Origin of the sequence: Sphingomonas sp. Xoc002 (assembly GCF_050408055.1) — a bacterium.
GTDB lineage: Bacteria > Pseudomonadota > Alphaproteobacteria > Sphingomonadales > Sphingomonadaceae > Sphingomonas > Sphingomonas yabuuchiae.
Map to the genome: position 1 here is coordinate 3,147,748 of NZ_CP191175.1, position 17,340 is coordinate 3,165,087.

Here is a 17,340-nt window from a genome sequence, read left to right on the forward strand (position 1 = left end):
TTTCGTCAGGAACAGGAAGGGCGGCGGCGCGAAAGCGTTGGCCGCCTTTTTTGTGTCCGGTGCCGATGCCATGAACTTTCGGTGGGCAAGACCATGATCCCTTATCTCGATAGCCGCCCCGACCTCGCCACCACCCGCCTGTCGCTGCGGCGTCCGACCGAGCATGATGGGGAGGCGATCATCTCCATCGTCGGGGACTGGGACGTCGCACGCCGTCTGGCCCGCGTGCCGCACCCTTATGGGCCGGATGATGTGCGCTTCTTTCTGGAGCGGGTCGTGCCCGCCGAATGGGTCTGGGCGATCACGCTGCGGGGCGAGGACCGGCTGATCGGTGCGGTCGGCCTGACCCCGGAGGAGGAGACGGCAGAGCTGGGCTATTGGCTGTCCCCGGCCCATTGGGGACGGGGAATAGCGACCGAAGCAGCGCGGGTGGTCGTGGATTTTGGATTCGAGCATGTTGGGCTTGCTCGCCTGACCTCCGGCTATTTCGAGGACAATCCTGCGTCGGGTCGAGTGCTTACCAAGCTCGGTTTTGTCGAGGCGGGCCGCGTCATGCGCCCCTGCGTCGCCGTCGGCGGCGAAGTTCCGTCCGTGCGGATGAGCCTGGAGCTCTTTTCCTCCCCTGCAAAGGGAGGTGGCGGGCCGAAGGCCTGACGGAGGGGTGTCGCGCTATCGAGAGTGGGATACCCCTCCACCATGCCGCGCATGATCGCCCTCCCCTTGCAGGGGAGGAATTCGAGAGGCCCATGACAAAAGGGGCGGGCACCTCGCGATGCCCGCCCCCTTCGTTCGTCCGGCGATAGCCGATCAGATGTGGATCGGCTTGCCCTGCACCGCCATGGCGGCTTCCTTGAGCGCCTCGGCATGGGTCGGGTGGGCGTGGCAGGTATAGGCGATGTCTTCCGACGTCGCGCCGAACTCCATCGCCTGCGCGGCCTGCGCGATCATCGTGCCCGCGAGCGAGGAGATGATCCACACGCCCAGCACGCGGTCGGTCTTGGCGTCGGCGATGACCTTCACGAAGCCGTCGGTGTCGCGGTTGGTCTTGGCGCGGCTGTTCGCCATGAAGGGGAACTTGCCGACCTTGACCTCGCCACGCTCCTTGGCCGCTTCTTCCGACAGGCCGACACCGGCGATTTCGGGCATGGTGTAGACCACGCTGGGGATGACGTCGTGGTTCACGATGCCGGTCTGGCCCGCGATGTTCTCCGCCACCGCGACGCCTTCGTCCTCGGCCTTGTGCGCGAGCATCAGGCCCGGTGCCACGTCGCCGATCGCCCAGACGCCGTCGACATTGGTCGCGAAGTCATGGTCGATCTCGACCTGGCCACGGCCGTTCAGCTTCACGCCGGCGGCTTCGAGGTTCAGCCCGTCGGTGTTGGGCTTGCGGCCGATCGCGACCAGCACGGCGTCGGCCGACAGCGTTTCCGCCGCACCGCCCGCCGCCGGTTCGACCGACACGGTCGCGCGGTCGCCCTCGACGGTGACGCCGGTCACCTTGGTCGAGGTCTTCAGCTCCATGCCCTGCTTCTTGAACAGCTTGGCCGATTCCTTGCGGACCTCACCATCGAAGCCCGGCAGAATCTGGTCGAGATATTCGACGACCGTGACCTTGGCCCCCAGACGACGCCAGACCGAGCCCAGCTCCAGCCCGATCACGCCGCCGCCGATGACGACCAGATGCTCCGGCACCTTCGGCAGCGCCAGCGCGCCGGTCGAGTCGACGACGACCTTCTGGTCGATTGCGACGCCCGGCAGCGGGGTCACGACCGAGCCGGTCGCGATCACGATGTCGCGTGCGGTGACGGTCTGGTCGCCGACCTTGACCGTGCTCGAATCCTGGAACGCGGCCTTGCCCTTCAGCCAGGTGACCTTGTTCTTCTTGAACAGATATTCGATGCCGCCGGTCAGTTCGCCGACCGCCTTGGCCTTTTCGGCGTGCATCTGGTCGAGGTTGAGCTTGGCGCCCTCGATCTCGACACCGAACTTGGCCAGCGCCCCGTGGCTCGCTTCCTCGAACAGCTCGGACGCGTGGAGCAGCGCCTTGGACGGGATGCAGCCGACATTGAGGCAGGTGCCGCCCAGCGTCTCGCGCGCTTCGGCGCATGCGGTCTTCAGGCCCAGCTGCGCCGCGCGGATCGCCGCGACATAGCCGCCGGGGCCAGCGCCGATCACCAGGACGTCATAGTCATACTCAGCCATTTGTCTCTCCCGTTCCCCGGTTCAGGGGTCCAGCCTGCGGGCGCACCCGCCTGTCACAGCAAGGACGGACCCTCGACCGTTCGAGGGCCCGTATAGATCACAAAGCGATCAGAGGTCGATCAGGATGCGGGTCGGATCCTGGATCGCGTTCTTCAGCGCGACGAGGAAGGTCACCGCCTCGCGGCCGTCGATGATGCGGTGGTCATAGGACAGCGCCAGGTACATCATCGGGCGGATGACGATCTGGCCGTCGACGACCACGGGACGCTCCTCGATGCGGTGGAGGCCCAGCACCGCCGACTGGGGCGGGTTGATGATCGGGGTCGACATCAGCGAGCCGAACACGCCGCCGTTCGAGATGGTGAAGGTACCGCCCTTCATCTCGTCCATCTTCAGCGTGCCGTCCTTGGCGCGCTTGCCGAAGTCGCCGATCGTCTTTTCGATGCCCGCGACCGTCAGATCCTGCGCATCGCGGATGACCGGCACGACCAGGCCGTTCGGCGCCGAGACGGCGACCGAGATGTCGGCATAATCGTGATAGACGATCTCATCGCCCTCGATCGAGGCGTTGACCGAAGGAATGTCCTTCAGCGCCATCGTCGCGGCCTTCACGAAGAAGCCCATGAAGCCCAGGCGGACGCCGTGCTTCTTCTCGAACAGGTCCTTATACTTGGCGCGCGCCTCGATCACGGCGGTCATGTCGACGTCGTTGAACGTCGTCAGCATCGCGGCGGTGTTCTGCGCTTCCTTCAGGCGCTTGGCGATCGTCTGACGCAGGCGCGTCATCTTCACGCGCTCTTCCTTGCGCGCCGAACCGGCGGGGGCAGCGGCCGGAGCAGCGGCGGCAGGCGCCGGTGCGCTCGACTTGTTGGCGGCGGCGGCGGCGACATCTTCCTTGGTGATGCGGCCGTCCTTGCCGGTGCCCTTGATCGTCGCGGGGTCGAGGCCATGCTCGAGCACCGCACGACGCACCGACGGCGACAATGCTGCGGGCGAGTCGCTCGATTCGTCAGCGGCGGCCGGGGCCGCAGCGGGAGCCGCCGCCGCCGGAGCAGCGGTTGCGGCAGGCGTCGCCGCTTCGGTCTTGGCCGGGGCCGAGCCACCGGCCTCGACGGTCGCCAGCATCGCGCCGACCTGAACCGTGTCGCCGACCTTCACGGCATGCTCACCCATGACACCCGCCACCGGCGAGGGCACTTCGACCGAGACCTTGTCGGTCTCCAGGCTCGCGATCGGCTCGTCAACCGCCACCGCGTCACCCGGCTGCTTCAGCCATTCGCCCAGCGTCGCCTCGGAGATCGATTCGCCCAGTACCGGGACCAGAACTTCAGTCGCCATTTCCATTTCCTCCGCCCGGTCCATCGACCGGGGCTCTTACGCGGGCGGGCAAAACGCCCGCGCCAGATTTCATCCCTCCCCGGCTCGGTCACGAACCGGGGAACTCGGTAAGTCAGTCCGCGGCCGCCGTGGTCGGCTTGGCGGTGGTGTTGCTGCCCTCGGCGCGCGTCCGGCGGATTTCCTCGCGGACATTATGGCCCAGCGCATCGGCGACCAGCGCGCCTTGCTCGGCGGTGTGGCGCTTCATCAGGCCGGTGGCGGGCGAAGCCGCCGCCGCACGACCCGCGTAACGCGCCCGCTTCACGCTCGCACCGGCGGCCGCCAGCGACTCCTCGATCAGCGGCTCGACGAAGAACCAGTAACCGTTGTTCTTCGGCTCTTCCTGCGCCCAGACCACGTCCTGCAGGTTTGGCATGCGCGCGATCCGCTTGGCGAGCGCATCGCTCGGGAACGGATAGAGCTGCTCGACGCGCACGATCTGGGTCGTGGTGTCGCCCGCCGCGTCGCGTGCCTCGATCAGGTCATAGGCGACCTTGCCGGTGCACAGGACCAGCCGCGTCGTGGCCTCGTCGGCGGCACCATTGGTGTCCGACAGCAGGCGACGGAAGTGGCTCTCGCCCTGGAAGTCCTCGGCCTTCGACACCGCCAGCTTGTGACGCAGCAGCGACTTGGGCGTCATCACGATCAGGGGCTTGCGGAAATTGCGGTGCATCTGGCGGCGCAACAGGTGGAAATAGTTGGCCGGGGTGGTGCAGTTCGCAACCTGGATATTGTCGTTGGCGCAGGACTGGAGGAAGCGCTCGGGACGGGCCGACGAGTGCTCCGGACCCTGCCCTTCATAGCCGTGCGGCAGCAGCATCACCAGGCCGTTGGCCCGCAGCCACTTGGACTCGCCCGACGTGATGAACTGGTCGATCATGATCTGCGCGCCGTTGACGAAGTCGCCGAACTGCGCCTCCCACATGACCAGCGTCTTCGGGTCGGCCAGCGCATAGCCGTACTCGAAGCCGAGCACGCCATATTCGGACAGCGGGCTATCCAGCACTTCGAAGCTGCCATGCTCGACGGTCTTGAGCGGCACATATTTGTGCTCGTCGGTCTGGTCGACCCAGACCGCGTGACGCTGCGAGAAGGTGCCGCGACCCGAATCCTGGCCCGACAGACGGACGCCGTAACCTTCCGACAGCAGAGAACCGAAGGCCAAGGCCTCGCCGGTCGCCCAGTCGAAATTCTCGCCGGTGGCGAACATCTGGCGCTTGGCGTCGAGCACGCGGTTCAGCGTCTTGTGGACCTGAAGCCCCTCGGGGATCGTGGTCAGCGTGCGACCGATCGCGTCGAACAGCTTCTTGTCGAGACCGGTCTCCACGTTGCGGCGACCCTGATCGGTCTCCTTCGGCGCCGACAGACCCGACCAGCGACCAGCGAACCAGTCGGCCTTGTTGGGCTTGTAGCTCTGGCCCGCCTCGAACTCGCCTTCGCAGCGGGTGGTGTACTGCTTGATGTTCTCGTCGACCCAGGCCTGATCGACCACACCCTCGGACACAAGGCGCTTCGCATAGGTCTCGGCGACACCGGGGTGCGAGCGGATCTTGTTGTACATCAGCGGCTGGGTGAAGCCCGGCTCGTCGCCTTCGTTATGACCGAAGCGGCGATAGCACCACATGTCGATCACGATGTCGCGGTGGAACTTCTGGCGGAACTCGATCGCCATCTTGGTGGCGAAGGTCACCGCCTCGGGATCGTCGCCATTGACGTGGAAGACCGGCGCCTGGACGCCCTTGGCCACATCCGACGGATAGGGCGAGGAGCGCGCGAACTGCGGCGAGGTGGTGAAGCCCACCTGGTTGTTGATGATGAAGTGGACGCAACCACCCGTGTTGTAACCACGAATGCCGGAGAAGCCGAGGCACTCCCAGACGATGCCCTGGCCCGCAAAGGCGGCGTCGCCATGGATCAGCACCGGGACGGAAGCCGAGTGATCGGTCAGGTCGTCGGCGATCGTCTGGATCGCGCGGGTCTTGCCCAGCACGACCGGGTTCACCGCCTCGAGGTGCGAGGGATTGGCGACCAGCGACATATGGACCTTGTGGCCGTCGAACTCACGATCGGTCGAGGTGCCCAGGTGATACTTCACGTCGCCCGAACCGCCGATATCATCGGGGTTGGCCGAACCGCCGGCGAATTCGTGGAAGATCACGCGCAGCGGCTTGGCCATGACATTGGCCAGCACGTTCAGGCGGCCGCGATGCGCCATGCCGAACACGATCTCGCGTACGCCCATCTGGCCACCATATTTGATGACCGACTCGAGCGCGGGGATCATCGACTCGCCGCCGTCCAGGCCGAAGCGCTTGGTGCCGACATATTTCTTGCCGAGGAACTTTTCCCACTGCTCGGCCTCGATGACCTTGTTCAGGATCGCCTTCTTGCCATCGACGGTGAAGTCGATCGCCTTGTCCTGGCCTTCCATCCGGTCCTGGAGGAAGCGGCGCTCCTCCACGTCCGCGATGTGCATATATTCCAGGCCGATATTGCCGCAGTAATTCTTGCGCAGCGTGTCGACCAGCTCGCGAACGGTCGCCCATTCGAAGCCCATCGTGCCGCCGAGATAGACCTTGCGATCGATATCGGCGTCGGTGAAGCCGTGATATTCGGTCTTCAGATCTTCCGGCAGCTCGCGCAGGCCCGACAGGCCCAGCGGGTCGAGGTTCGCCGCAAGGTGGCCGCGCACGCGATAGGTGCGGATCAGCAGCTGGGCGCGAATCGCGTCACCCGCCGCCTTGACGATGTCGGCGGTCGAAGGGGCCGCGGCGGCGGCGGCCGGAGCGGGCTTGCCACCCTTGGCGGGCTTGGGGGCCGGTTCCATCTGGGTCGGGTCGAGGCCCGCCGTCAGATCGTCGGTCGAGGTCAGCGGCCAGCGCTTGTTCTGCCAGCTGGGGGCGCCCACGCCCTGCTCCAGACCCTCGAAGAAGGCCCGCCAGCCCGCATCGACCGACGACTGGTCGGCCTGATACTTGGCGTAGAGCGTTTCGATGAAGGCGGGGCTGACGCCCGCCGCGATGTCGCTGAATTCCTGGCCTTCGTAGCCCATGAGACGCTTCCTCGACCGCCCGTCTTCTTCATGATCGCCACCCCGGCACATCCGCCTGGGGTCCGCAGCCGCGAGCGGCCCGCCTGCCGCCACGGACCCCGGCGGTTGTGCCGGGGTGACGCGATACGCCTTACTTGTTCAGCACCGACAGCAGCGTCGAGCCGAGCTCCGACGGGCTGGCCGCGACCTTGATCCCGGCCGCTTCCATCGCCGCGATCTTGTCCTCGGCGCCGCCCTGGCCGCCCGACACGATCGCACCGGCATGGCCCATGCGACGGCCCGGAGGCGCGGTGCGGCCCGCGATGAAGCCGGCCATCGGCTTGCTGCGACCGCGCTTGGCTTCATCACGCAGGAACTGCGCGGCTTCTTCTTCCGCCGAGCCGCCGATCTCGCCGATCATGATGATCGACTGGGTCTCGTCATCGGCCAGGAACAGCTCGAGCACGTCGATGAAGTTGGTGCCGTTGACGGGATCGCCGCCGATGCCGACCGCGGTCGTCTGACCCAGGCCCGCGTTCGAGGTCTGGAACACCGCCTCATAGGTCAGCGTGCCCGAGCGCGACACGACGCCGACCGAGCCCTTCTTGAAGATCGAACCCGGCATGATGCCGATCTTGCACTCGCCCGGCGTCAGCACGCCCGGGCAGTTCGGACCGATCAGGCGCGACTTCGAACCCGACAGGGCGCGCTTCACCTTGACCATGTCGAGGACCGGAATGCCCTCGGTGATCGCGACGATCAGCGGGATTTCCGCGTCGATCGCTTCCAGGATCGAGTCGGCCGCGAAGGGCGGCGGCACATAGATGACCGAGGCGTCGGCACCCGTCTTCGACTTGGCTTCGGCGACGGTGTTGAAGACCGGCAGGCCGATATGCTCGGTGCCGCCCTTGCCCGGCGTCACGCCGCCGACCATCTGCGTGCCGTACGCCAGCGCCTGCTGGGTGTGGAACGTGCCGGTTTCACCCGTCATGCCCTGGGTGATGACCTTGGTGTTCTTGTTGACGAGGATGCTCATCTTAGCTCCCAACTCCCTTGTGTCCCCGCGAAGGCGGGGACCCAGTCCTGGGCTCCAGCCTGTGCAGGAGCACGATCGCTCAAAACAATGACTCGTACAGGTCGAGCCAATTCGGATTTTTCTCTTCGATCAGTCGCAGCTTCCATTCCCGGTTCCATTTCTTGAGTTGGCGTTCGCGAAGCCGCGCACCGTCCAATTCGTCATGGGCTTCGTACCAGACCAGAAACCTGCAACCGTATTTCTTGGTGAACCCGTCAATCAGGGCGTTGCGGTGCTGATAGGCCCGCTTCGCAAGATCGCTCGTGACACCGATATATATCGTTCCATTCAATCGGCTCGCCATGATGTAGACGTAGCCGGCCTTGGTCATCCCTAGGCCCCTTGTGCTCCCGCGAAGGCGGGAGCCCAGTACTGGGTCCCCGCCTTCGCGGGGACACAATGGACCTTAGGACACACGATCAGTTCAGCGTGCTATCGATACCCTTGCAGGCGACGAGCAGTTCCTTGACCGCGTCGACCGAGACCTGAAGGTTGGCCTTCGCCTCGTCCGACAGCTTGACCTCGACGACCTTCTCGACGCCGTTCGCGCCGATCACGACGGGGACGCCGACATAGAGGTTGTCGATGCCATACTCACCCGACAGGTGCGCCGCGGCAGGCAGGATGCGCTTCTGGTCGTACAGATACGCCTCGGCCATCGCGATGCCGCTGGTGGCGGGCGCATAGTAGGCAGAGCCGGTCTTGAGCAGCGCGACGATCTCGCCGCCGCCGCCGCGGGTGCGCTTGATGATCTCGTCGACCTTTTCCTTGGTCGAGAAGCCCATTTCGATCAGGTCGCTGACCGGGATGCCGCTGACGGTCGAATATTCGAGGACCGGGACCATCGTGTCGCCGTGGCCGCCGAGCACGAAGGTGTTCACGTCCTTCACCGACACGCCGAACTCCTCGGCGAGGAAGTGCGAGAAGCGCGCCGAGTCGAGCACGCCCGCCATGCCGACGACCTTGTTCGCGGGCAGACCCGAGAATTCGCGCAGCGCCCAGACCATCGCGTCGAGCGGGTTGGTGATGCAGATCACGAAGGCGTCGGGCGCGTTGGCGGCGATACCCTCGCCGACCGCCTTCATCACCTTCAGGTTGATGCCGAGCAGGTCGTCGCGGCTCATGCCGGGCTTGCGCGCGACACCGGCGGTGACGATGATCACATCGGCGCCCGCGATATCGGCGTAGTCGTTGGAACCCTTGATATTCGCGTCGAAGCCTTCGACCGGGCCGCACTGCGACAGGTCGAGCGCCTTGCCCTGCGGAACACCCTCGACGACGTCGAACAGGACGATATCGCCCAGCCCCTTGAGCGCGGCGAGGTGCGCCAGCGTGCCGCCGATATTACCGGCGCCGATCAGCGCGATCTTCTTGCGAGCCATTCCAATCCTACTCCGTAGTGGACGTACGTGATTGGTCACGCGGCCTACGCCTATTGCGGCGTCGGGGCAACCGTTATTCCACAGAGTTTAAGATTTTAAACGATAATGGTTCGCAATTGCATTAAGGGTTGATTAAGCCCCTTCCGAGCCATGGCCCTGGGCCAGATACTCCTCGGACCGCATCTCTTCCAACCGGCTGATCGTACGCTCGAACTCGAAGCGGCCATCGCCGGTTTCATAGAGTTCGGCGGGCTGGGCGTCGGCTGCGGCGAGCAGCTTCACCTTGTGTTCGTAGAGCGCGTCGATCAGCTGGACGAAGCGCGCCGCCTCGTTGCGGTTCTCCGGCCCCAGCTTGGGGATGCCGACCAGGATGACGGTGTGGAAACGCCGCGCGACCGCCAGATAGTCCGCCGCCCCCCGCGCCTCGCCGCACAGCCGCTTGAACGAGAAGACCGCGACGCCCTTCAGCGCCTTGGGGACATGCAGCACGCGCCCGCCGACCTTCAGATCCTCGGAGGGTACGTGCGCGGCATCCTCGACCGGATAGTCGGTCAGGCGGAAGAACGCCGCCGACAGCGTCATCGTCGCCTTCGGCCCATTGGGCACCAACCACGTGTCCAGCCGCCCCAGCCGGTCGCGCCGATAGTCGGTAGGGCCGTTCAGCGCCAGCACGTCCAGCCGCGCCTCGATCAGCGCGATGAAGGGCAGGAAATGCTCGCGATTAAGCCCGTTCTTGTAGAGGTCCCTGGGCGGCCGGTTGGAGGTGGTGACGATCGTCACCCCGGCCTCGATCAGCGCGGTGAACAGCCGTGACAGGATCATCGCGTCGGGGCTGTTGGTCACCATCATCTCGTCGAACGCCAGCAGCCGAACTTCCTCGGCAAGGGCTGCGGCAACGGGGGCGATCGGGTCGCCCGCCTGTTTGGCGCGCTCGGTGGCGATGCGGGCGTGCACCTCCAGCATGAATTCGGCGAAGTGGACGCGGCGCTTGGCTTCGACCGCCACATGGTCGAAGAACAGGTCCATCAGCATCGACTTGCCGCGCCCGACATCGCCCCAGAGGTAGACGCCCTTGGGGGCAGGCGCCCCCTTGCCCGTCAGGCGGGCAAAAAGGCCGGTCTTGCGCGGGGTTTCCAGCTCGGTCGCGAGGGTTTCGAGTCGCGCGGCGGCGGCGGCCTGTTCGGGATCTGGGCGAAGCTCTTCGGCGGAGACCAGGCGGCGATAGGCGTTGAGGATGTCGGGCATGTTGGGGGCGATGTCTGCCCTGGGGTGGCTGGCGTCAACCCCTCTCCACCCTCACCCTTCCCACCCGCTTGCAGCGGGCGGGCCCCTTCCCTCTCCCATCGGGAGAGGGAGGGAGGCGCGTCAGCGCCGAAAGGGTGAGGGTGTTTGGCGGACCAGATAGAATGGAAAAAGGGGGCCGTTTCCGACCCCCCTTTTCCGTTTTCATCGAAAGCAACCGGATCAGATGACCCGCTCGGCTTCCATCTTCTTGATCTCGGCGATCGCCTTGGCCGGGTTCAGACCCTTGGGGCAGACATTCGCGCAATTCATGATCGTGTGGCAGCGATACAGGCGGAAGGGATCCTCCAGCTCGTCCATACGCTCGCCGGTCATCTCGTCGCGGCTGTCGGCCAGCCAGCGATAGGCCTGAAGCAGGATCGCCGGGCCGAGGAACTTGTCGCTGTTCCACCAATAGCTGGGGCACGAGGTCGAGCAGCAGGCGCACAGGATGCACTCGTACAGACCGTCCAGCTTGGCCCGGTCGTCCGGCGACTGGAGCCGCTCCTTGCCCGAGGGGGCAGGCGACACGGTCTGCAGCCACGGTTTGATCGAGGCGTACTGCGCATAGAAATGGGTGAAGTCGGGGACCAGGTCCTTGACCACGTCCATATGCGGCAAGGGCGTGATCTGGACCGTGCCCTTCACATCCTCGATCGCGGTGGTGCAGGCCAGGCCGTTGCGGCCGTCGATGTTCATCGCGCATGACCCGCAAATGCCCTCGCGGCACGAACGGCGGAAGGTCAGCGAGCTGTCCTGCTCGGCCTTCATCTTGATCAGCGCGTCGAGCACCATCGGGCCGCACTCGTCCAGATCGACCTCGAACGTGTCGTAGCGCGGGTTCTGACCCGAATCGGGGTCGTAGCGATAGACCTTGAACTTTTTCAGGCGGCCGCCGGTGGTCGCCTGGTGCGTTTCGCCCTTCTTGATGACGCTGTTCTTCGGCAGGGCAAATTCGGCCATGGTCTCTAACCCGCTGGATGGGCCGGTCCCGGGACCGGCAAAGGATTAGCAGAGCCGATACATGACAGGGCCGGTTGTCGCAAATGTCTTCGCGCGATTTAGGCGCGCAGTCAGATCACATCAAGGACCAGCCCCAGGTCGCGCGCTTCCTCGGCGTCGATATACCAGTTGCTGGTCGCCTTTTCGCGCAACGTCTCGAACGACACCTGCGAACCGTTGACGATGGCGCGGAAGCCCTCTTCCTGGATCAGGACCGACTGCTCGATCTCATGCAGCTTGGCCTTCAGGATCGCGGGCAGGCTGGTGAGCGGGCCGGTCAGCTCGATCGAACCCGACATCTGCCGCTCGTGCAGCATCAGCCGGGTGCCGCGCGTCAGGAACCGCGTCTCGACCGGAAAGGCCGACATGAAGGTCGCCCCCGCCGAATAGACCGCGACCTTGCCCAAGAACAGCGTCTCGCGCCCGGTATAGTCGCGCAGCAGCCGGATCGAATCGCCCATGGCCCGCGCCATCTCCGGATCGCCGCCCAGCGTGGTGATCGACACGACCAGCGGGCCCTCGGTCGGCGCGGCGGCAAGCTGGTCCTTGAAACCGGCATACATCGCCTCGTCCACCGTGCCGTAAAGCTGGACATGGGGCTGGGCGAGCAACGGGTATTTCACCGCTCTGTTGGGCTGGTCATGCATGACATGGCGAACCGGGGTTGCGGGATAAGGTTCCGGTTCGGCGGTTCCAGCGTGGCCTTCGACTTCGCTCCGGCTGCGCGAAGTCGAAGGCCAGGAAAAACCTACCCCAGCTTTCCCTTCGCATAATCCTGCGTCCCCCGCGTCACCACCTCATCCCCGTCGACGATCGCCGCCACGGGAATATCGGGCAACGCCTTGATTGCCTCGTAGAGCGGCGCGAAGTCCGTCTCCAACGTCGTGCGCAACAGGTCCTCGTAACTCGGGATCACGAAATAATTCTGCTGGAAATCGTCGATCCGATATTCCGTCCGCATCACGCGGGCGAGGTCGAAGCCGATCCGGTTCGGGCTCGGGTCCTCCAGCGCGAAGCGGCTTTCCGAATAGCTCGACACGATCCCCGCGCCGTAGATGCGCAGGTCGCCATCCTCGCGCACCAGTCCGAACTCGACCGTATACCAGTAGAGCCGCCCCAGATATTTCAGCGCGTCCATGCCGAGCGCCCGCTGCCCGCCGCGCCCATAAGCGGCAAGATAATCGGCGAAGACCGGGTCGGCGAGCATCGGCACATGGCCGAACACATCATGAAAGACGTCCGGCTCTTGCAGATAGTCGAGCTGCTCGGGCCGCCGGATGAAATTGCCCGCGACGAAGCGGCGATTGGCCATATGGTCGAAAAACACGTCGTCGGGTACCAGCCCGGGCACCGCCACGACCTGCCACCCGGTGAGCTTCATCAGCCGTTCGGACAGTTCCTCGAAATCGGGAATGCCCGGCCGCGACAGCTTGAGCACGTCCAGGCCGCGCAGATAGGCCTCCGACGCGCGGCCCGGCAGCAGCCTGGACTGGCGCGCGAACAGCGTATCCCAGGTCGCGTGTTCCTCTGCGGTGTAATGCTCCCATCCTTGCGGAATGGTCCAGTCTGCGGAGGCTCCCTCGGGCGGGGCGGCGAGAACATGGGTATCCTGTGCCATTCGCAGAGCCTATCATGATGATGGTGACAAATGAAACCATATCGTGGCGACGGCTGGGGCGCGTTGCAAGGGGGGCGCTGGCCGCTATCGGCCTGATCCTGCTGGCCTATCTGGGCATGGGGCTGGCACTCGGGGCGATCCCGCGGACGACCGCGCCGATGCCCGAGGCGGGCGCGGATGCCGTCACCATCTTCGTCGAGTCGAGCGCGATCCACACCGCGATCATCGTACCCAAACAGGCGGCGGGGATGGACTGGCGCGACTGGGCACTGCCGCAGGACCTGCGCGACCCGCGCTATGCCGGGTTTCCCTTCCTCGCCATCGGCTGGGGCGAGGCGGGTTTCTTTCGCGAGACGCCGCACTGGCGTGACGTGAAGCCGAGCACGATCCTGCACGCCGCGCTGGGCAGCGACCGGACGCTGATCCATGTCGACCATCTGCCGCTGCCCCATGCGAATGGCGACGATGTACGGGCGATCCGCCTGTCGCCCGCGGCCTATCGCCACCTGATCGCCTTCATCCAGGCGAGTTGGCGGCGCGGTGGCCCGCACTATCCCGGCTATGACGTGTATGACGCCTTTTATCAGGCGAGCGGGCGGTACAGCGCGGTCCATACCTGCAACAGCTGGACCGGCGATGCACTGGCGGCGGCGGGGGTGCGGATGGGGTGGTGGACGCCCTTTGCCTGGACGGTGACGTGGTGGCTGTGATCCCGCCGCCGTCCAAGACGCTCTGGGCCGCCGAATTGCCGCGCGCGCTGTGGATGGGCGCGACCTGGTGGCGGCACCGCGCCTTGCTGACCGCCGCGCCGGAGGGAGACGGGCGGACGGTGATGGTGCTGCCCGGCCTGTTCAACACCGACGGGTCGAACATCGTGCTGCGCCGCTATCTGGCCACCAAGGGCTACCGCGTTCATGGCTGGGGGCTGGGCCGCAACCGTGGGGTGCGCAGCGTCGGGGCGGAGGCCGAACGACTGATCGCCCGCCTCGAGTCGCTATCTGATCAGGGGCCGGTGACGCTGATCGGTATCAGTCTGGGCGGGATCATGGCGCGGATGGCGGCGCAGGCCCGCCCCGATCTGGTCGCGGGCGTCATCACCATCGCTTCGCCCTATGCCGGGCCACCCCGCGCGACCAATGTCTGGCGGGCGTTCGAGCGGCTGACCGGCGAGCGGGTGGACGACCCGGCGGTGATCGCGCGCTCGACGGCGATTGCCGGTCCGCTGCCCTGCCCTTCCGCCGCGATCTGGAGCCGGAACGACGGGCTGGTCGCAGGCACGATCTGTCGCGACGACACGACCCCGGCGGTCGAGGTACGTTCCAGCCATTTATGGGTTCAGCACCGGCCGCAGGTGCTGGTAGCGGTGGCGACCATCCTCGCCGGATGGCCGCCGCCCGTCAGCGATCAATAGCCGGCGCGATAGCCGTCATAGCCCTGTTGGCTGGGCTGGCCCTGCGGGTTCTGCTGGCATTGCTCCGGATGCTTGCGGCACTGCTTCTCATATTCGCGACGCTCGCGGCCTTCGCGCGCTTCCTTCTTGCGCATCTTGCGGCCGTAATTGCGGTCGGCCTCGTCCTGGCTGGTCGTGGTCCAGTCGACCACCTGCCCCGCCGCCTGGAAGGGAGCCTTCACCACGCTGGCGACCGTCTTGACGCAGCCTCCGGCGGCCAGCGGCAGGGTCAGGACGGCGAGTTTCAGGACGAGGTTACGCATGGTCTTGGGTCTTTCAGCGGGCGCGCAGATAAGCGTTGCGCGTGTCTACCCCGATTTGCGGGAAATCGGTGAAGAAACCGTCGATGCCCTGGCCCAGCGCGGCGCGAATTTCGCCCGCGACATCGCCATGCGCCTTGGGATCGGCGCCCCTGCGAAAGCCAGCCCGCACGAACTGGTTTTCCGCGCGATAGGTCCAGGGGTGGACGCGAAGGCCCGCCGCATGGGCGTCGGCGACCAGGGACGAAGGCGCATCGCCGTTCCACAGCATCGCCTTGTCCGGCCCGATACCCCAGGCATAGGTCGCGACCTGCTTCATGCCCTCGGGCGTCATCATCGCGGCATAGCTGGGCGCGGCATTGTCCGCCGGAGCGCCGTCGCCCGCGACCAGCTGGATCAGGCGGATGCCGGTCATGGTCTTGAGGTGCTTGAGGTTGTTCACCTCGAACGACTGGATGAAGACCGGCGCATCGGCCGTCTTCCAGCCCGCCTTGTCCAGCGCGGCAATTAGCGGGGCGTCGGTGCCCTTGCCGATTCCGGCGAAATAGGTCGGATGCTTGGTCTCGGGATAGATGGCAATGGTGCGCCCGGTCTCCCTTGACCGGGTCTTCGCCAGCGCGATGATCTCCTCCAGCGTCGGAATCTCGAACTGCCCGTCATAGGCGGTCGAGCGCAGTTGCGGCAGGCGTTCGCGGGCGCGGAGCGTCTTCAACTCGGCGAGCGTGAAGTCCTCGGTGAACCAGCCGGTCTCGGCCTGGCCGTCGATCGTCTTGGTCGTCTTGCGATCGGCGAACTCCGGATGGGCGGCGACGTCGGTCGTGCCCGAAATCTCGTTCTCGTGTCGCGCGACGAGATGGCCGTCCCTGGTCGGCACCAGATCGGGCTCGATCACGTCCGCGCCTTCGCGGATCGCAAGATCATAAGCGGCCAGCGTGTGTTCGGGGCGCTGCCCGCTGGCCCCGCGATGCGCGATGACGATCGGGGACGAAAGGGGGGGCGAGGAAAGCGGCTTGGGGGCGTCGGCGGACATGGCCTCACCCTGCCCCATGACGAGCGCGGCGGCAATGAGAGTGGTTCGCAACGGGAAACGCAGGGAATTCATGGCGTTTGTTCATCCATTCCTAATCCCAAAGGGGATGCGCCCGTGCATTTCACAATCAATGGTCAATCGCATGACATCGAGGTCGATGTCCGAACCTCCCTCCTCGACCTGTGTCGCGAGCATCTGGGCCTGACCGGCTCGAAAAAGGGCTGCGACCATGGCCAGTGCGGCGCGTGCACGATGTTGGTCAACGGACGCCGCGTGAACAGCTGCCTGACGCTGGCCGTGATGCATCAGGATGACGAGATCACCACCATCGAGGGATTGGGCCAGCCGGGCAACCTCCACCCGCTTCAGGACGCCTTTGTCCGCCACGACGGTTTCCAGTGTGGATATTGCACGCCGGGACAAATCTGTTCGGCAGTCGGCATGATGGACGAGGTGAAGAAGGGCTGGCCCAGCCACGTCACCGAAGATTTGGGCGCGGCCGAACTGACGGTGGAGGAAATCTCCGAGCGGATGAGCGGCAATTTGTGCCGCTGCGCCGCCTATCCCAACATCGTCGATGCGATCCGCGACGCGGCGGGCCTGGGCGACCGCAATCCCAATGAAGACGTGGGTAAGGAGGTCGCGGCATGAAGCCGTTCGACTATGCCCGCGCCGACTCGGTCGCGACCGCTACCCGTGAAGGAGCCGTGCCGGGCGCACGCTTCATCGCGGGGGGCACCAACCTGCTCGACCTGATGAAATTGCAGGTCGAGACGCCCGAGACGCTGATCGACATCAGCCGCCTGGCCCTGACGGAGATCGAGGAGCGCGAGGATGGCGGCCTGACCATCGGTGCGCTGGTGCCCAATAGCGACCTTGCCGCCGATGCCCGCGTGATCGAGCGCTATCCGGTGCTGTCGCGCGCCTTGCTGGCCGGAGCTTCGGGGCAATTGCGCAACAAGGCGTCGACCGGGGGCAATCTTCTCCAGCGCACGCGCTGCTATTATTTCTACGACCCCGCCACCCCGTGCAACAAGCGCGAGCCCGGCAGCGGCTGTTCGGCGATCGGCGGCGAGAACCGCATCCTGGCGATCCTCGGCACCTCGGACCAGTGCATCGCGACGCACCCCAGCGACATGGCCGTCGCCATGCGTGCGCTGGAGGCGGTGATCGTCACGCAAAAGCCCGATGGCGACCGCCGCCGGATCGCGATCGGCGACTTTTACCGCCTGCCCGGAGCCACGCCGGAGATCGAGAATGTGCTGGAGCCGGGCGAGCTGATTACCCATGTCGAACTGCCCCCCGCGCCCGCAGGTCGCCAGACCTATCGCAAGGTGCGCGACCGGGCGTCCTATGCCTTTGCGCTGGTCTCGGTCGCCGGGATCGTCGCGGTCGAGGGCGGCAAGATCGCCTCGGCGCGCCTCGCCTTTGGCGGGCTCGGTCCGATGCCGTGGCGCAACGAGGCGGTGGAGGCCGCGCTGGTCGGACAGGAGCCGACCGACGCCGCCTTCCACGCCGCCGCCGACGCGCTGCTGGCGGACGCCAGGGGCTATGGCTCGAACGACTTCAAGATTCCGCTGACGCGTCGCACCCTGGTCGCGACGCTCCGTGAACTGACGCAGGAGGGCTGAT

General features: G+C 65.8%; 17 protein-coding genes. 5 read left to right on the forward strand and 12 right to left on the reverse strand.

Annotated elements, in window-relative coordinates:
- The first annotated feature begins 93 nt into the window (after positions 1–93).
- The gene (locus ACQR50_RS14455) at positions 94–654 is read left to right on the forward strand and encodes a GNAT family N-acetyltransferase (protein WP_428968841.1); all 561 of its coding nucleotides are present in this window, start codon (positions 94–96) and stop codon (positions 652–654) included.
- Between the two features lie 153 nt (positions 655–807).
- On the opposite strand, the gene lpdA is transcribed toward ACQR50_RS14455, so the two are convergent.
- The 10 genes from lpdA to phhA all read right to left on the reverse strand — a co-directional run bounded on the left by lpdA (position 808) and on the right by phhA (position 12,968).
- Positions 808–2,202, reverse strand: coding sequence for a dihydrolipoyl dehydrogenase (gene lpdA, locus ACQR50_RS14460; RefSeq protein WP_076717372.1), 1,395 nt, complete (start codon positions 2,200–2,202; stop codon positions 808–810).
- Between the two features lie 108 nt (positions 2,203–2,310).
- Complete coding sequence (gene odhB, locus ACQR50_RS14465) at positions 2,311–3,540, reverse strand: 2-oxoglutarate dehydrogenase complex dihydrolipoyllysine-residue succinyltransferase (RefSeq protein ID WP_428968842.1); 1,230 nt, start codon at positions 3,538–3,540, stop codon at positions 2,311–2,313.
- A 112-nt stretch (positions 3,541–3,652) separates the two neighbouring features.
- Positions 3,653–6,631: a 2-oxoglutarate dehydrogenase E1 component gene (locus ACQR50_RS14470; protein ID WP_428968843.1), complete on the reverse strand. Its 2,979-nt coding sequence runs from the start codon at positions 6,629–6,631 to the stop codon at positions 3,653–3,655.
- Between the two features lie 130 nt (positions 6,632–6,761).
- Positions 6,762–7,646 carry a succinate--CoA ligase subunit alpha gene (sucD, locus tag ACQR50_RS14475; RefSeq protein WP_042484035.1) on the reverse strand — a complete coding sequence of 295 codons (885 nt, stop codon included), beginning with the start codon at positions 7,644–7,646 and terminating at the stop codon, positions 6,762–6,764.
- Positions 7,647–7,725: 79 nt separating this feature from the next.
- Positions 7,726–8,016, reverse strand: a complete 291-nt coding sequence (locus tag ACQR50_RS14480; protein WP_428968844.1) for a GIY-YIG nuclease family protein — start codon at positions 8,014–8,016, stop codon at positions 7,726–7,728.
- 88 nt (positions 8,017–8,104) lie between these two features.
- Positions 8,105–9,067 (reverse strand): malate dehydrogenase, encoded by a 963-nt coding sequence (gene mdh / locus ACQR50_RS14485; protein ID WP_428968845.1) that lies wholly within the window; start codon positions 9,065–9,067, stop codon positions 8,105–8,107.
- Between the two features lie 132 nt (positions 9,068–9,199).
- A complete protein-coding gene (gene zapE, locus ACQR50_RS14490) occupies positions 9,200–10,312 on the reverse strand; it encodes a cell division protein ZapE (protein WP_428968846.1) in 1,113 nt (370 codons plus the stop codon).
- Between the two features lie 219 nt (positions 10,313–10,531).
- Positions 10,532–11,311 carry a succinate dehydrogenase iron-sulfur subunit gene (locus ACQR50_RS14495; protein WP_428968847.1) on the reverse strand — a complete coding sequence of 260 codons (780 nt, stop codon included), beginning with the start codon at positions 11,309–11,311 and terminating at the stop codon, positions 10,532–10,534.
- A 110-nt stretch (positions 11,312–11,421) separates the two neighbouring features.
- Positions 11,422–11,997 carry an ATP-dependent Clp protease proteolytic subunit gene (locus ACQR50_RS14500; protein ID WP_428968848.1) on the reverse strand — a complete coding sequence of 192 codons (576 nt, stop codon included), beginning with the start codon at positions 11,995–11,997 and terminating at the stop codon, positions 11,422–11,424.
- 101 nt (positions 11,998–12,098) lie between these two features.
- Complete coding sequence (gene phhA / locus ACQR50_RS14505) at positions 12,099–12,968, reverse strand: phenylalanine 4-monooxygenase (RefSeq protein ID WP_428968849.1); 870 nt, start codon at positions 12,966–12,968, stop codon at positions 12,099–12,101.
- Positions 12,969–12,988: 20 nt separating this feature from the next.
- On the opposite strand from phhA, the gene ACQR50_RS14510 reads away from it, so the two are divergent.
- Both ACQR50_RS14510 and ACQR50_RS14515 read left to right on the forward strand, forming a co-directional pair.
- Positions 12,989–13,678, forward strand: coding sequence for a TIGR02117 family protein (locus tag ACQR50_RS14510; protein ID WP_428970712.1), 690 nt, complete (start codon positions 12,989–12,991; stop codon positions 13,676–13,678).
- Positions 13,666–14,379 (forward strand): esterase/lipase family protein, encoded by a 714-nt coding sequence (locus tag ACQR50_RS14515; protein ID WP_428968850.1) that lies wholly within the window; start codon positions 13,666–13,668, stop codon positions 14,377–14,379. The genes ACQR50_RS14510 and ACQR50_RS14515 overlap by 13 nt, the downstream gene beginning before the upstream one ends.
- Here ACQR50_RS14515 and ACQR50_RS14520 read toward each other — a convergent pair.
- Together ACQR50_RS14520 and ACQR50_RS14525 are read right to left on the reverse strand one after the other, a co-directional pair.
- Positions 14,373–14,681, reverse strand: coding sequence for a hypothetical protein (locus ACQR50_RS14520; protein ID WP_428968851.1), 309 nt, complete (start codon positions 14,679–14,681; stop codon positions 14,373–14,375). The two genes, ACQR50_RS14515 and ACQR50_RS14520, sit on opposite strands and share 7 nt — an antisense overlap.
- 13 nt (positions 14,682–14,694) lie before the next feature.
- Positions 14,695–15,708 carry a glycerophosphodiester phosphodiesterase gene (locus tag ACQR50_RS14525; protein WP_428970713.1) on the reverse strand — a complete coding sequence of 338 codons (1,014 nt, stop codon included), beginning with the start codon at positions 15,706–15,708 and terminating at the stop codon, positions 14,695–14,697.
- A 114-nt stretch (positions 15,709–15,822) separates the two neighbouring features.
- On the opposite strand from ACQR50_RS14525, the gene ACQR50_RS14530 reads away from it, so the two are divergent.
- Together ACQR50_RS14530 and ACQR50_RS14535 are read left to right on the forward strand one after the other, a co-directional pair.
- Positions 15,823–16,359 (forward strand): 2Fe-2S iron-sulfur cluster-binding protein, encoded by a 537-nt coding sequence (locus tag ACQR50_RS14530; RefSeq protein ID WP_428968852.1) that lies wholly within the window; start codon positions 15,823–15,825, stop codon positions 16,357–16,359.
- Positions 16,356–17,339 carry an FAD binding domain-containing protein gene (locus ACQR50_RS14535; protein ID WP_428968853.1) on the forward strand — a complete coding sequence of 328 codons (984 nt, stop codon included), beginning with the start codon at positions 16,356–16,358 and terminating at the stop codon, positions 17,337–17,339. The genes ACQR50_RS14530 and ACQR50_RS14535 overlap by 4 nt, the downstream gene beginning before the upstream one ends.
- The last annotated feature ends 1 nt before the right edge of the window (position 17,340 follow it).